This window comes from Cryobacterium sp. N19 (genome assembly GCF_002929595.1).
GTDB classification, from domain to species: domain Bacteria; phylum Actinomycetota; class Actinomycetes; order Actinomycetales; family Microbacteriaceae; genus Cryobacterium; species Cryobacterium flavum.
In genome coordinates, this window is the sequence record NZ_PJJR01000047.1 from 71,117 (window position 1) to 86,458 (window position 15,342).

Consider the following 15,342-nt stretch of genomic DNA (forward strand, 5'->3'; position numbering starts at 1 on the left):
TCCGAAATCCATGAAACTTGCCATGACCATGATGGTCCGAGACGAAGCTGACATTGTTGGCGCGATGATTGAACACCATCTGAATCAGGGTGTGGATGTCATCATTGCAACAGATAACGGATCGGTCGATGGTACGACCGAGATCTTGCAGGAATACGTCCAACGTGGGTTCGTTGACCTGCGCCACGACCCCGTCCATCAAAAACAGCAGGGCCGGGTGGTGACGCTCATGGCGCAAGACGCGCGCAAGATCCACGACGCTGACTGGGTCATCAATGCTGACGCCGATGAGTTCTGGATACCCCGCGACCCCACCCTCACCCTTCGTGCCGTGTTCCTCGAACTTGACCCTTCGATCCAATCCTTTCTCGTTGAGGTAGTAGACATGATTGGCCACCCCGCCCTAAGGGGCACAGGCCTACAGCGCCTCACCTATCGCGATCACCGAACAATCGCGGAATTGAACGCTGTGGGGCTACGTTCTCACTCGACACCCAACGCCGTTCACGTAGGGGACTCGGCGGTCGAAGTGGTTCAGGGAAACCATCTGGTTAGCCTGCAAAGTTTTGGTGCTCCGCCTGAGGCCATGGCGCTGGAAGTTCTACATTTCCCTTGGCGATCCTGGGAGCAATTCAGCCGAAAGGTTCGCAACGCCGGAAGCGCCTACCTGAACTCCAGCGGACTGGTCCCCAGCCCGAATCACCATGGGATGCGCGACTACCACCGACTGCTCGATGACACCCTCTACGCGTCGTACCTCTATCGACACCCCACTCAGGCGGCCCTAGCTGATGGTTTAGCCTCAGGGTCTTTTGTTCGAGATCTGAGAATCGCTGAGGCCTTAGCCTCACCAGTCGCGGATGTCGCAGTTGACGAGTCCGATGGGCGGGACCGCGCTTTCGGGAAGGTCATTGGTGATCTGGAGCTTCGATTGTTCACAATGGAGGCTGAGCTAGCTGACAAATCCGCACATCTGGATGCCGCAAACGCGCGAGTCCAAGACTTACTGGATCGCACCGTCGCGCTACAGGCCGCCGAGGCCGGCGCGCTGGATCTTCTAAAACGAACGACAAATCGTCGCGTTGTGAGACTCGTCGACAGGACCGCGGAATTCCTGAGACGTTTCGCTCGCCCCTAGCGGCGCCTCTGCGTAACTGGCTGGTTCGGACATCGCACCGACGCCATCGCGTATACTTGCCCAGTCCTACTCACCGGAATGAAGTGAAACCCATGTCCTCACAGGCTAGATTCGATGCGCTGTCACAGGAGCGACTAGTACCAGTTGGCTCTGGTGGAACATCGCGAAGTTTCGTCCGTTCCTTGCTTGAAATTCTACGCCACCGGGAAATGCTTTCACTCCTTGTGCGGCGGGACCTCAAGTCTCGATATAAGGACAGCACGCTCGGCTTCGTTTGGACTTTGGTGCGGCCACTCACCCAACTCCTCATCTATTACGTGGTCATCGGAAAGTTCTTGGGCGCAGAGCGAGGAATCCCGGAATTCGCGATCTACGTTTTCACCGGGCTGACTGCTTATGGTCTCCTGAGCGAAATCATTGGCGGCAGCACGGCATCAATCGTTGGAAATGCTGGGCTAATCAAGAAGATTTACTTGCCGCGCGAAGTCTTTCCTCTTGCCACAGTTGGCTCCGCGATGTTCAACTTCATAATTCAAATTGCGATAATTCTTATCGCCACCGCCATGTTGGGATCGTTTCCAGCGACTATCGACCTTGTTTACTTCCTACCTTCTGTACTGGTCCTCTTGGTATTCGGAACGGCGTTCGGCCTCTTGCTCGCTGCCGTAAACGTCTTTCTCCGCGATGTTCAATACCTCGTAGAGGTGATTCTGTTACTCCTTTTATGGGCCTCACCGATTGTCTACTCGTGGTCGATGGTTCGGGATATCTTGGGTCACGGACTGCTCTTGGACCTGTACACCAACAATCCGATCACTCTCTCCGTGTTGGGATTCCAAAAATCCTTGTGGATGGGGGGGCAGGGAATTGCAGACTACCCGGCAGACCTCATGCTCCGACTTGGTATCGCATTCTTCATCGGACTCATACTGTTAGGACTGTTCCAACGAGTATTTGCAAAACTCCAAGGCAACTTTGCTCAGGCGCTCTAACCGTGTCCCTTAGCAACGAAGTGATGCTTCAATCAGAAAGTACTGGACTGCACCGATGACCTCTGCTCCCGATATTGTAGTGATCGAGGACGTCTCTAAACGGTTCGTGCTGCGAAAAGACAATTCACTCAAGGAACGATTGGTCACCTTCGGGCGCCGAGGTCGACGCCACCGTGAGGAGTTCTGGGCCCTACGCAACATCAACGTCACAATCGAGGCCGGTCACACAGTTGCGTTGATCGGTCACAACGGTTCGGGGAAGAGCACACTGCTAAAAGTGATCGGCGGCATCTTGGATCCCACAACGGGCAAGGTTTCGCGTCGAGGACGCATCGCTGCCCTTCTCGAACTCGGGGCTGGTTTTCACCCGGACCTATCGGGCCGTGAAAATGTCTATCTGAACGCGTCAATCATGGGACTGAGTCGGGCAGAGACAGAAGCACAGTTCGACGACATCCTGGCGTTTTCTGGCATCGGCGAATTTATCGACACGCAAGTCAAGTTCTATTCTTCTGGAATGTATGTGCGCTTAGCATTCGCCGTTGCAGTTCACACGAATCCTGATCTACTCCTCGTCGATGAAGTCCTGGCCGTCGGCGACGAGGCCTTCCAGAGAAAATGTCTCGATAAGATCCGTGCATTTCAGGCGGAGGGGCGAACGATTGTGCTTGTTACGCACTCGTTGAGTCAAGTGACAGAGCTATGCGATCGCGCAATTCTCTTGAACCGTGGGGAGGTCGTCTTCGATGGAGAGCCTCGGGGCGCAGTCGTGGCGTTCCGGAACATCCTTGAGGATCGCAGGATCGCCGAAGCGGATGCTCAGGCGGCAACCGGAAGCGCGGCAGCCGCCGCAATCGTCACTAGCCGAGAAGCCACGATCTTGTCTGCAACTGCCGGCCCCTTGGGTCGAGCCACTGGGCCAGTCGGCGCGGGCGACGACATCAGCATCACCTTGGACCTAGAACTGATTCAAGCGCCAGATTCTTGGGCATGTGCGATCCAGATTGACAACACGCTGGGCCAGGTCGCGTATGGCACCACGACTAGGCGCTTGGGCCTCGAGCTGCACCAGAGTTCGGGCATTTACAAGGTGAAATTCACGCTACGCGATTCCCGTTTCGGAACTGGGAAGTATTTTGTGAATGTGTCACTGATTGATGCAACCGGTAGGCATTTTGCTGATCTGAGCCAGGCGTGTTCCTTCGACGTGGTAAACGACTCACTCGCAGTAGGGATGACGTATGCCGAGCCGACTTTTGCCTTTATCGAGTCCTAAACCAACAATCCTGCGTCTGATTTCTGAGTTGAATTGATAGCCATGATCGTGCCTAGTCTGCCTAATGTTGTTGTGATAACAGTGACCTATAATTCCGGCGTGGCACTCACCGCTTTTCTCGATTCCCTGTCAAACAATGGGCTCGAATCCTTGGAGGTTATCGTTGTTGATAACGCGTCTAGCGACCTGACGGTCGAGCGCGCCGCGATCGTACAATATGGTGCCAAGCTCATCGAACTGTCAGACAACCGCGGTTATGGCGGGGGAATTGCCGCTGGAGTCGCTGCGGCGGGGAAGGACGCTGACTTCCTCCTGATAGCCAACCCCGACGTAACTTTCTCAACGGGCGCGGTGCGCTGGCTCACCAAAGCAGCGATGGAAGTTCCAGAGGCAGGATCACTCGGCCCGCGAATTCTTGACGCGAACGGCGGCATCTACCCGTCGGCGCGCGACCTCCCATCGCTACGGACGGGAGTCGGTCACGCCCTGTTCGGGCGTGTCTGGCCCACGAATCCTTGGTCACGGAGTTATCGAGCCGAGCAGCACTATGGGCCTGAACGCCGTGACGCTGGCTGGTTGTCGGGTGCGTGCCTCTTGCTTCGCCGGACTGCCTATGACGCTATCGGCGGTTTTGATCCCAGCTATTTCATGTATTTTGAGGACGTAGACCTCGGTGCCCGACTCTCGGCGGCCGGCTGGCGTAACGTCTACGTTCCGGAGGCCGAAGTCGTGCATACGGGCGCCCATTCCACCTCACGCAGTGCTAAACAGATGGAGCGGGTCCACCACGACAGCGCCTACCTCTATCTATCACGTCGCTACAGCGCCTGGTATCAGACTCCCGCTCGGCTCATACTCCGATTGGCGCTGGCGTCCAGACGCTGGTGGATGACCCGGTAGTCCAGACACTTAATCATTCGAACGACCCGGAATTTCCGGATCGGACAGGAAGATCAACTATGGTCCGTATTTCGCAATCGGAAAACTTGAGTAACGTCCTGATCGTGACACCCGATACCGTCGGGACGCGAATGGCTGGACCTGCCATCCGAGCGTGGGAGATTGCACGTGCACTGTCAGCCGTTGCCACTGTTCGCTTGGTCTCAACAGAGGCGGCCTCAACCTCTCACCCCGATTTCGGAGTGTTCCACGCCCAGAAGGACCTCTTGAGGCCACATGCAGCCTGGGCAGACGTCATAATCGTTCAGGGGCACATACTGCGGAGCCATCCTTGGATAAAGGATCTCGACACGATCCTCGTGGCAGATATCTACGACCCTCTGCACCTCGAACAGTTGGAGCAGGGCAAGGACCTGTCTGAGCCTGACCGCTACGCCGTGGCACTTGATTCAGTCGAAGTCATGAATGATCAAATGGAACGCGCGGACTTCATGCTGTGCGCATCCGAAAAACAGCGAGACTTTTGGCTGGGCCAACTGGCCGGTCTTGCCCGGGTCAATCCCGCTACTTATGACCAAGATCCCAGCCTTCGATCTCTCTTGGCAGTTGCCCCTTTTGGAATTGACGCAGTTCCCCCCGTCCAGACGAAACACGGCATCCGCGGCGTCGTCGACGGAATCAGCTTGACCGATAAGGTTATTCTCTGGGGCGGCGGCATATATAACTGGTTTGACCCGATCACCCTCATTGAGGCCGTGGGGCGTTTGTCGAAAACCCATCCCGACCTGCGGCTCTTCTTTCTCGGTGTTAAACACCCTAACCCCCACGTTCCTGAAATGGATATGGCACGTCGCTCTCGCGAGCTGTCAGATAGATTAGAACTAACAGACCGAGTGGTTTTCTTCAACGAGAATTGGGTGCCGTATAGCGAGCGGGCCAATTACCTCTTGGATGCCGATGTGGGGGTAAGTACGCATCTCGACCATATCGAGACGGCCTACAGTTTTCGGACCCGTATGCTGGACTATCTCTGGGCATCACTCCCCATCGTAGGGACGGAGGGGGATACGTTTGCCGAACTCATTCGGAAGCACGACCTTGGCGCGACGGTCCCTGCGCAAGATGTGGAAGCGCTGGTTGAGGCGCTCGAGAAGCTGCTCTATGACCAGACTCGACTCGGTGAAACAGCAGCTCGCGTATCAGAGTTTGCTGTGACCATGACTTGGCCCCTGATGCTGCTCCCATTGATACGTTTCTGCTTGGCACCGCTACCGGCCGCGGACCGTAACCCGCGAGTACTGAGCCAGCGGAATCAGATACTGAGTGACTTGCGCAAGCAAGTCGCTGAGATCGAATCCAGCTCGTCATGGCGAATCACTCGGCCGTGGCGGCGGCTCGGCAGTTTCCGCAAATGGTTCCACCGCTAAGAGCAGACCATATCGTTTGCGATCTATTCATATCCTAAAGAATTTCCAATGTAGCGCTCAAACTGTTTGCCTCCGTTAGACAGAATTTCCAAATTCCTCATCCCGATAGTTAGGCTACTCCGAACCATGACCGATCCTTATAAATTATGCGCTCCAGAAGTCGCGGAATTGGACCCGATCGACAGTCCGCACCATTACGAAGTGGTCAGTGCCTCGTAAGTAAAAACGGGTGACCTTCGCCGCTCATTGGCAACCAAGTCATGAATGTCAAAGCACCTGTTTCTTATTGTAAAAGTTGTGAAGTGATTCTCTTGCAGCCTAGCCGTACCAAACTATTCCTAGTCCGAGGGAGTGCAAAAGTGAAGTGCATTATGACCTTTACAGCGGGCATCGACCCGGTGCTTTTTAGCGAAATGATCGAATTTCACCTGGCGCAAGGTGTTGACGCGTTTATCGTCGCCGACACGACAAGATCTTCCGACGTCACGCGTATCCTGGCCGGCTACGCTCGCCAAGGAATCGTTCACGTCCCAGATAACCGTGAATATTCCTCGCATGATACGAATTTGGATGAACGTCTAGCCCGTCAGGCATTGACAAGCCACGGCGCAACCTGCGTCCTCAGTGGCCAAAGTGGGGACTTTTGGCTCGCCGAAGACCGTTCATTGACACTACGGCAAGTGCTTGAGAGTATTCAGCCCCCGTACCGCATTCCTCTAGTCCCAGTCTCATCACGTCTCGTTGATCCCCCGGACGCACGAATCGATCGATATGTGCGATGGAATTCCAGCGCTTCAATAGACCACGACGGCATGTCTGGTGACCCCTTACCCGTTGAAGTCCTGCGTCGCCCTCTCGTGGTCGAAACGGAGACGGAATTCCTGCGAACACTGCATGGAATACGCGAATCAAGACTTCTTCGTTTCGTGGATCTAGCAAACGAGGTAGAAAGCTTGCGGAGTGAAATGCAAATGATGCGGGCACGAAAGGTAGTGCGAGTTTCCGATCGGGCTGTCTTGGTTGTAAAACGTGCCAACGCGCAAAAGGCGATAGCAATCGCGGCCACAACTGCCGCACCCGCGAAGATCTTGGATTGGTGGCGCGGCAAACAAAGACGGCTCCGCGACCTCCGAGCCAATAGCGAACGGGCCCGCGAAGTACGTCGCCTCCTCAACGAAGGTCTCCCTCTCGCGGTTGCGAACGGTTCCCACGATTCGTCTGCGTTGCCAGTTGTAATGTGTCTCTGGAACCGACCTCAGCGACTGGGCACAATGCTTGAAAGTCTCTCTCGTCAGTCAACAAGTCGAAGTCTTCGAGTCATTCTATGGAACAACGCACCACGTGATGCTGACTACTACGGTGCGCAGGTGCACCTTGCCGCCCGTTACGGTGCCCTCGCGTCCATTGAGTTGCTTTCCAATTCCATAAATATCGGGGGTATGGCACGCTTCGTAGTGGCCAGAACACTGTGGGAGCAGGGGATCCGCGGACCTTTCATTATGGTGGACGATGACCAGGACCTAAACGAGACATTTATTGAAGACACTCTGGCGGGATACGAACCGCACTCGATCAATTCTTGGTGGGCTTTCCGAAACCACGGTTCGCACTGGAACCGCTCCCAACTTGCGGCAGGTGATCCTGCTGACTACTGCGGAACCGGAGGTGCCGCAGTAGACTTGGATATCGTTGAGGATCGCAACTTCTTCGATATTCCAGTGCGCTACTTCATGCTTGAAGACCAATGGATGTCGCATTATGCGCGCACTCGCGGATGGATAATTCGGAAGTCCTCCGCCCACATAACTGCAGTACTTGAAGAGACGAACCAGTATCACGCGCTACGGGACCTCAAGGACGAGTTCTTCGTCTTCCTGAACAGAGATTTGGGCTGACCCTTCACCTTGCGGATGTGCGGGAAGAAGCGAGATTTCTGTAACGCGACGAAACCTTTCTTCCGTCAACCAGAATTACCGACAATGGCGACACCCTCAGCAGCATGGCCACCGACCAAGGCAGCAGTACAGCAGCAAGCAGCGTCCATTTCGGCATGACCTCGTGTGTTCTAAATGCCCAGATGACTACCGGATGCGCAAGCACGACAGCAATACCCACCGTGCCGAGAGCGACGGACAAACTTGCGGTGTGAATCCCTAAGGAAACACCTCGAGCGACCAAGATCATTCCGGCGCCAGCAGAAACAGCAATCATCACACCAATTCCGGGGGTGCCGAATAGACCATTCTTTAAGTCCACATAATCCTGTGGAATAAATGCTATGGCGAGAATAGCAGCAAATAAGAGCAGGACTCCAGAGATTACTGGATGCGTTAGGCGAGGTTCGGCGAGCCGAAGGATTCGCCCGGCGAGAACAAATGTGAGACAGGGAAAGGCCAAACCGATACCCAAGGGAAGACCTGCTAAAAATTCTCCATTGACATACACAAGGGCTAATCCCGCAATTGCTAAAAATGCCTGAACTATCCTAGGCAATCGCTCGACTCCGCGGTATAGCATCACCGAAAAGAAGAACACGGAAATAAACCAAAATGTGCCAAACGGACCTTGGGCATGAGATCCGCCCCATAAACCGGGAAGTAACGAGTTCAAACTGACAGGACCGTCTAAGGCGCCGACCGAAAGAAAGATGGCAGACACCACAATGAACCACCCCACGTAAGGGAGAAGCAGTGTGCCAGATCGGTTTTGGAGTTCGCGGGCCCAGCTGCGTCCTGATTTCCAGAAATACCCAGCGAGCATGAAGAACAGCGGAACATGCCAAGCGTAGATCCATTGGTGTGTCAGGGGGCCTGTGTACACATGACCGAAGATGACCGCCAGAATGCTCACCACGCGCAATGCATCAAGTCCCGGAGAACGCTGCGTCGATTCTTGGGATATTTCGTACTTCGTCACTGAACACACCCGTCTGTGGTTATACAGGAAGGACGCAACGGGCCACAGTTCCTATTCAATGAGGCCAGCGAGGTAACGACCATATCCGCTCTTGAGCAGTGGCGCGGCGAGGACTGCCAACTGGGCATCCGTGATCCAACCCGCGCGCCAGGCGATCTCCTCTATGCAGCCCACTTTGAAGCCCTGGCGGTCTTCAATCACGCGCACGTATTCTGATGCCTGCATCATTGATTCGAATGTTCCGGTGTCCAACCAGGCGGTTCCGCGGTCGAGTACCTGCACGTGCAGGGCTCCCTGTTCAAGATAGCGCTCGTTGATCGTGCTGATTTCGAGCTCGCCTCGGGCGCTCGGTTCGATCGTCTTGGCGATTTCAACTACCGAGTTGTCATAGAAGTAAAGGCCCGGAACCGCATAATTGCTCTTCGGTTTCGTGGGCTTCTCTTCAATGGAGATGGCAGTACCGGATTCGTCGAACTCAACGACGCCATACGCTGTCGGATTGCTGACGTGGTACGCGAAAATACGCGCACCGTCGATCTCCGCATTGCCCCGCAGCGCCGAACCGAGGCCAGCGCCGTGGAAGATATTGTCACCGAGCACGAGAGCGACGCTCTCGTCGCCGATGAATTCTTCTCCGATGATGAAGGCCTGCGCGAGGCCATCCGGCGATGGCTGCGCCGCATACTCGATGCGAATCCCAATGTCAGAGCCGTCCCCGAGAAGCGCACGGAACTGCTCGTTGTACTCCGGTGTCGTGATGATCAGAACATCTTTGATGTCGGCCATCATCAGCGTCGACAAGGGGTAGTAGATCATCGGCTTGTCGTAGATGGGCATGAGTTGCTTCGAGATGCCCTTGGTGATCGGCCACAGGCGCGTGCCCGAGCCGCCGGCGAGGATAATTCCGCGCATCTGTCTTAGTTCCTGTCGTTCAGAGTGGCATAGTAGGCGCGTGCGGCGTCCCAAGTGGGGAGCAGGCCGGCAGCCGCTGCGGCCGCGAGAGTGGGAGCATCCGTGTCTTTGGGCGACAGCAGCAGTTCGCCGGCCTCGGGCGGGAACACGAGTGCGACCTCTTCATCGAGGGGGCTGATGCCATGTTCGCGGCCCGGGCTGAACGTGCTGTTCACGAGGTAGCTGACCGTCGCATTGTCGGTCAGTGCGACGAAACAGTGGCCGAGGCCCTCGGCGATGTAGACAGCGCGACGGTCGGTGTCGTCGAGCAGAACGCTGTCCCACTGGCCGTACGTCGGCGAGCCAACGCGAATGTCGATGATGTAGTCGAGAACAGCGCCATGAACGGCAGTGACGTATTTGGCCTGGCTGGGGGGCACATCCGCGAAGTGGATGCCGCGCACGGAGCCACGCTTGGACACAGAGGTGTTCGCCTGCGCCAAGTCCAGCTTGTGCCCGACCTGTTCTTCAAGTTTGTCGAAGCGATACCACTCCAGAAACACCCCCCGATCGTCACCGAATTGCTTGGGGGTGATTTCAAAGGAATCGGGGATGGAGAGTTCACGAATCTGCACGAGGGGCAGTCTACCAACGGGCGTCCGGTAGAATCGCGGAGGCCATGCAAGCGAACGGAACGGTTATTCCTATATGAAGATCCTCGTCACCGGCGGCGCCGGTTTTATCGGCTCCAACTTTGTGCGACGCACGATTGAAGACAAGTACCCGGGCCTGCAAGGCGCCGAGGTTGTTGTGCTCGACGCATTGACTTACTCGGGCAACCTCGAAAACCTTGCCCCGATCGCCGATTCACCGCGCTACAGCTTTGTGCACGGCGACATCCGCGATGGCAAACTGCTCGACACCCTGTTTCCCGGACTGGACGCGGTGGTGCACTTCGCCGCAGAATCGCACGTCGACCGCTCGGTGATGGACTCGACCATCTTCGTCGAGACCAACGTGCTCGGCACCCAGCAGTTGCTCGACGCGGCGCTGCGCCACAAGCTGGCCCGGTTCGTGCACGTCTCCACCGACGAGGTCTACGGCTCGATCGCCGAAGGCTCCTGGAACGAGGAGCGGGCGCTCGAGCCGAACTCCCCCTATTCAGCGTCGAAGGCCGGCAGCGACCTACTCGCCCGCAGCTACCACCGCACGCACGGACTCAACGTGTCGATCACCCGCTGCTCGAACAACTACGGCCCGTACCACTTTCCCGAAAAGGTCATTCCGCTGTTCGTCAGCAACCTGATCGACGACCTGCACGTTCCCCTCTACGGCAACGGCAACAACATTCGCGACTGGCTGCACGTGGACGACCACACCCGCGCCATCGCGATGGTGCTCGTCGGCGGCCGCGCCGGCGAGATCTACAACATCGGCGGCGGCACCGAGCTGACCAACAAGGAACTCACCCAGCTTCTGCTCGACTCGACCGGCAAGGACTGGTCCTATGTCGACCGCGTCGCCGACCGTCTCGGCCACGACCTGCGCTACTCGGTGGACATCTCCAAGATCCAAGCCGAACTGGGCTATGCCCCCGAGGTTCCGTTCGAACAGGGCCTTGCCGACGTGGTGCAGTGGTACCGCGACAACCGTCAGTGGTGGGAACCGCTCAAGGCTCGTGCGGCGCTGAACTAACATGACCCGTTATCTCATCACCGGCGCCACCGGCATGCTGGGCCGTGACCTGCAGACGGCTCTCGCCGGACGCGACGTGACAGCCCTCGGCCGCAGCGACCTCGACGTGACTGATCTCGACGCGGTGAAGGCCGCCGTTGCCGGGCACGACGTCATCATCAACTGCGCCGCGTACACCAAGGTCGACGACGCCGAAATGCATGAAGACGAGGCCTACGCCGTGAACGCGGTGGGGCCGTACAATCTGGCGGTGGCGGCATCCGCTCTGCAAGCCAAGCTCGTGCAGATCTCAACGGACTACGTCTTCGACGGCAGCGCGACCACGCCCTACGCCGAGAACACTCCGCACAGCCCAATCTCTGCATATGGCCGCAGCAAGGCGGCCGGCGAGGATTTCGTGCAGGTGGAAAACGGCTCGCGCAGCTACATCGTGCGCACCGCCTGGCTGTACGGCAAGAACGGCCCGAACTTCGCCAAGACCATGCTCAAGGCCGCTGGCACGCGCGACACGTTGAGCGTTGTCACCGACCAGGTGGGCCAGCCCACGTGGACGGTGGATCTTGCCGCGCAGATCGTGCTGCTGCTCGACTCTGATGCGCCCGCCGGCATGTACCACGGCACGAACTCCGGGGTCGCCTCGAAGTTCGACCAGGCCCGCGCCGTGTTCGCCCTGGCCGGACTCGACCCCGAGCGCGTGCTGCCGACCGACAGCTCAGCCTTCGTGCTGCCCGCACCCCGGCCGGCCTACTCGGTGCTCGGTCACGCCGGTTGGGCCGCCGCGGGGCTCGCGCCAATGCGCAGCTGGCAGGACGCCCAGGCCGAGGCCTTTGCCGCGGGGGTTTTCGAGACAGCATGATCACTCTGCGGGTAGTCGTCGACCAGATGGTCGCCCCGGTTCCGGGCGGCGTCGGGCGTTACACCGAGGAACTCACGCGTGCACTGATTGCCACCGCGCCGGCCGAGTGCGACGTTGAGGGCATCGTTTCGTCGTCGCCACCCGCACAGTATGAACTCATTGAGGCCGCCCTGCCCGGCCTGGCCAACCTGCACAAGACGACGCTGGCCCGCCGCGAGCTGGCCACGGCCTGGGCGCTCGGCGTGACCGCAGCGTCGGGCACCGGCCTGATTCACGCGCCGGGACTGCTTGCGCCGCTGCGCCGCCACAACCGTGCCGACGACGGCACCCAGATTGCAGTTACGCTGCACGACGTGCTGGCGTGGACGCATCCGTCGTCGCTGACCCCGACGACCGTGGCCTGGACCAAGGGCATGCTCAAGCGCGCCCGCAAGCACGCGGACGCAATCGTCGTGCCGAGCCACGCCGTGGCCAGGCAGCTGACCGAGATCATGGACCTGGGCGACCGGGTGCGCGTGATCGGCGGCGCCGTCGGGCGCGGGCTCGTGTTGCCGGCCATTCCCCTGGTGGAAGAGCGCCTGCAGGCGCTGGAGCTGCCGTCACAGTACATCCTGACCTCCGGGTCGCTCGACCCGCGCAAGGCCGTGACCGCGCTGATCACAGCGCTCGGGCTACCGGGCGCGCCGGACCTACCGCTGATCGTGCTCGGACCGGACACCTGGGGCGAACTCGACCTCGCGTCGGTCGCCGACGAGGCCGGGCTCGCACCGGGGCGCGTGCGCGCACTGTCGGGCCTGAGCGACTCCGATCTGGCCGTGGTGATTGCCCGGGCGAGCGTCTTCGTGTATCCGAGCTTGGAAGAAGGCTTCGCACTGCCGATCATCGAGGCCTTCCACCTGGGGACCCCGGTGGTGCACTCCGACGCCCCGGCACTGCTCGAAGCGGCCGGCGATGCCGGCGTCGCGGTCGAGCGGTCAGACCCCAAGGAATACCCGGCCCGACTCGTGGATGCGATCAACCGAGTGCTCGGCGACAGCGTGCTGCGCAACCGCATGACCATCTTCGGCGGCGACCGCTCGCGGGCCTTCAGCTGGCGCGACTCGGCCGAACGGGTCTGGCAGCTACACGCGGACCTGTAGCCCATGCGGAGGCTTCTGCGAGACCAGCGCGTGCGGTTTCTCACGGTCGGCGCCACGAACACGGCGGTCGGGTACCTGGTCTTCTCTTTTTTCACCCTCTGGGTGTTCGCGGATGTCTACCTCGGCTACCTGATCAGCCTCGCGCTCTCCTACGTGGTCGGCATCACCCTGGCGTTCGTGTTGTACCGACGGTTCGTTTTCGTGGTGCACGGGCACGTGCTTCGGGATTTCGCCCGATTCGTGAGCGTGTACCTGGTGGCGATCGGCATCAATGCGGCCGCGCTGCCGCTGCTGGTTGAAGTCGTGCTGGTGCCGCCGCTGCTCGCCCAGCTGTTCATTCTCCTGGTCACGACGTTGCTGAGCTTCTTCGGGCACAAGAAGTTCTCCTTTCGCCGCGATGGTGAGTGAAGCGAGGGTTAGCCGCCGATCGCCGACGGGTGACCTACTCGTCGGTGGCCGCTTCGCGATGTGGGTTGCTGTTCCGGAGAGTATGTGCACGATCATGCACTTGCTGGATTGTGGATGATCATCCATAATGGAAACTGTGGACGATCATCCACCTTGGAGGCTAAAGTGTATACACGTTCCGCACAAGATCTTGGTGCGCTGGCGCGCGCGAAACGCGAGGCCTTGGGACTTACCCAACAGCAAGTAGCCGACCGCGCAAAAGTCTCTCGGGAATGGCTCGTCAACTTTGAATCCGCGAAGGTGGGCGTATCACTTTTTCGCGTTTTTGACGTGCTTCAGGTGCTGCAGCTCGCCCTGAATGTCAGCGATCGAGCCCCGGACCCGCACAATGTGCTTGACGATGTCTTTGCCGATCTGGGGCGATGACCGGTGAACACCGAACTCTACGTACACCTCGACGGCGAGCGCGTCGGCACGCTCGCCCAAACCAAACAGGGCAACACCACCTTCGCCTACGACGAACGATACCGGTTGGATAGTCGGTCGACGCCCTTATCGCTTTCCATGCCGCTGGCAAGGCGCGAGCACCCATCGCGGGTCGTCACGGCCTTCCTGCAGGGCCTTTTGACCGACAGCCCGACCAAGCTTGCTGAGCTAGCTGCAACGTATCAAACATCCGCTCGAAACGCTTTCGGGCTGCTGGCCCACGTCGGCCCGGATGCCGCGGGAGCCGCACAAATTCTGCCGCCCGATGAGACCTCGACCGATGCCGCTACTCGACAGGGAGGCGTCGAACGACTTTCCGATGCTGAATTCAGTAGCCTCATCAACGACATCGTTCAGCACTCCGATACCTGGGGACAGCGCGGCGACGACGCGCGGTGGAGTTTGCCTGGCGCGCAGCCCAAGGTTGCCCTATTCCGATTCGATGATGGCGGGTGGGGCGTGCCCAACGATTCCACGCCGACCACGCACATACTAAAACCGGCCATCGCGCCGTATTCCAATCACGACGTGAACGAGTATGTGACGATGCGCGCGGCCCGGCTTCTGGGGCTCAACGTCGCCGACCACGAGCTCACGACGACGGAGCAGGACGATCGCGTCTTTGTCTCCCGCCGATACGACCGACGACAATTCGACGGACGATGGGCACGGCTACATCAGGAAGCCCTCTGCCAGGCTCTAAGCGTTCCACCAGACCTCAAGTATCAGCAGGACGGCGGCCCGGGCGTTGGCACCATCGCTCAATTGCTCGGCCGATTGCCCTTAAACAATCGGGAGGCAGGCCAGAAGCGGTTCTTTGATTCCCTCGTGTTCAACGTTTCGGCCGCTTGCACCGACGCGCATGCAAAGAACATTTCGATTCTCTTGCGTGGCGACCGCGCTGTGCTCGCCCCGCTTTATGACCTCGGTACGCATGCGCCGTATCCGGCGACTGGTGCGCTTCGCTCGGCCATGAAGGTCGGTGACGAGTATCGCATGGACGCCATCGGGCTCCAGGACTTTCTCGCGGTGGCCGCGAAACTGCAGATCCCTGCAGATTACGCTGAAGAGCGTGTTCGCTACATACGCGGCAATGTTGCCGGCGCATTCGCGGATGCCGCCGGGAACGTCAGTGGTGGCTCGGAGGAACAGGGATTCGCGACGACGGTGTCAAAATCGATCTTCACACTTGCGCGCGAACGCGGTTGGTAACGAAGG

Annotated in this window: 15 protein-coding genes; 12 read left to right on the forward strand and 3 right to left on the reverse strand. The window is 58.6% G+C overall.

Going from position 1 to position 15,342, the window contains the following annotated elements:
• The first annotated feature begins 10 nt into the window (after positions 1-10).
• The 6 genes from CXY78_RS05750 to CXY78_RS20690 all read left to right on the forward strand — a co-directional run bounded on the left by CXY78_RS05750 (position 11) and on the right by CXY78_RS20690 (position 7,628).
• Positions 11-1,138 carry a glycosyltransferase family 2 protein gene (locus tag CXY78_RS05750; protein ID WP_233206099.1) on the forward strand — a complete coding sequence of 376 codons (1,128 nt, stop codon included), beginning with the start codon at positions 11-13 and terminating at the stop codon, positions 1,136-1,138.
• A 92-nt stretch (positions 1,139-1,230) separates the two neighbouring features.
• Positions 1,231-2,130 (forward strand): ABC transporter permease, encoded by a 900-nt coding sequence (locus CXY78_RS05755; protein ID WP_104088523.1) that lies wholly within the window; start codon positions 1,231-1,233, stop codon positions 2,128-2,130.
• A 55-nt stretch (positions 2,131-2,185) separates the two neighbouring features.
• A complete protein-coding gene (locus CXY78_RS05760) occupies positions 2,186-3,406 on the forward strand; it encodes an ABC transporter ATP-binding protein (RefSeq protein ID WP_104088524.1) in 1,221 nt (406 codons plus the stop codon).
• A 42-nt stretch (positions 3,407-3,448) separates the two neighbouring features.
• A complete protein-coding gene (locus CXY78_RS05765; RefSeq protein WP_104088526.1) occupies positions 3,449-4,306 on the forward strand; it encodes a glycosyltransferase family 2 protein in 858 nt (285 codons plus the stop codon).
• Between the two features lie 359 nt (positions 4,307-4,665).
• On the forward strand, positions 4,666-5,733 hold the full coding sequence (locus CXY78_RS05770; RefSeq protein ID WP_233206101.1) for a glycosyltransferase: 1,068 nt from the start codon (positions 4,666-4,668) through the stop codon (positions 5,731-5,733).
• A gap of 359 nt (positions 5,734-6,092) precedes the next feature.
• Complete coding sequence (locus tag CXY78_RS20690; protein WP_158253276.1) at positions 6,093-7,628, forward strand: hypothetical protein; 1,536 nt, start codon at positions 6,093-6,095, stop codon at positions 7,626-7,628.
• Positions 7,629-7,632: 4 nt separating this feature from the next.
• Here the strand turns inward: CXY78_RS20690 and CXY78_RS05780 are convergent, their stop codons facing one another.
• The 3 genes from CXY78_RS05780 to CXY78_RS05790 are packed head-to-tail and all read right to left on the reverse strand — an operon-like array spanning position 7,633 to position 10,175.
• Positions 7,633-8,649, reverse strand: coding sequence for an acyltransferase family protein (locus tag CXY78_RS05780; RefSeq protein WP_158253277.1), 1,017 nt, complete (start codon positions 8,647-8,649; stop codon positions 7,633-7,635).
• 51 nt (positions 8,650-8,700) lie between these two features.
• Positions 8,701-9,561 (reverse strand): glucose-1-phosphate thymidylyltransferase RfbA, encoded by an 861-nt coding sequence (rfbA, locus tag CXY78_RS05785; protein ID WP_104088532.1) that lies wholly within the window; start codon positions 9,559-9,561, stop codon positions 8,701-8,703.
• A gap of 5 nt (positions 9,562-9,566) precedes the next feature.
• Complete coding sequence (locus CXY78_RS05790; protein ID WP_104088534.1) at positions 9,567-10,175, reverse strand: dTDP-4-dehydrorhamnose 3,5-epimerase family protein; 609 nt, start codon at positions 10,173-10,175, stop codon at positions 9,567-9,569.
• Between the two features lie 73 nt (positions 10,176-10,248).
• Here CXY78_RS05790 and rfbB point away from each other — a divergent pair, with 73 nt between their 5' ends.
• The 6 genes from rfbB (at position 10,249) to CXY78_RS05820 (ending at position 15,336) form a co-directional block, all read left to right on the forward strand.
• Positions 10,249-11,235 (forward strand): dTDP-glucose 4,6-dehydratase, encoded by a 987-nt coding sequence (gene rfbB, locus CXY78_RS05795; RefSeq protein ID WP_104088535.1) that lies wholly within the window; start codon positions 10,249-10,251, stop codon positions 11,233-11,235.
• A 1-nt stretch (position 11,236) separates the two neighbouring features.
• Positions 11,237-12,091, forward strand: a complete 855-nt coding sequence (rfbD, locus tag CXY78_RS05800; protein ID WP_104088537.1) for a dTDP-4-dehydrorhamnose reductase — start codon at positions 11,237-11,239, stop codon at positions 12,089-12,091.
• Complete coding sequence (locus tag CXY78_RS05805; protein WP_104088538.1) at positions 12,088-13,230, forward strand: glycosyltransferase family 1 protein; 1,143 nt, start codon at positions 12,088-12,090, stop codon at positions 13,228-13,230. The genes rfbD and CXY78_RS05805 overlap by 4 nt, the downstream gene beginning before the upstream one ends.
• Before the next feature lie 3 nt (positions 13,231-13,233).
• Positions 13,234-13,638 carry a GtrA family protein gene (locus CXY78_RS05810; protein WP_104088540.1) on the forward strand — a complete coding sequence of 135 codons (405 nt, stop codon included), beginning with the start codon at positions 13,234-13,236 and terminating at the stop codon, positions 13,636-13,638.
• A gap of 165 nt (positions 13,639-13,803) precedes the next feature.
• Positions 13,804-14,064 (forward strand): helix-turn-helix domain-containing protein, encoded by a 261-nt coding sequence (locus CXY78_RS05815; RefSeq protein ID WP_158253278.1) that lies wholly within the window; start codon positions 13,804-13,806, stop codon positions 14,062-14,064.
• Between the two features lie 3 nt (positions 14,065-14,067).
• Positions 14,068-15,336 (forward strand): HipA domain-containing protein, encoded by a 1,269-nt coding sequence (locus tag CXY78_RS05820; RefSeq protein WP_104088543.1) that lies wholly within the window; start codon positions 14,068-14,070, stop codon positions 15,334-15,336.
• The last annotated feature ends 6 nt before the right edge of the window (positions 15,337-15,342 follow it).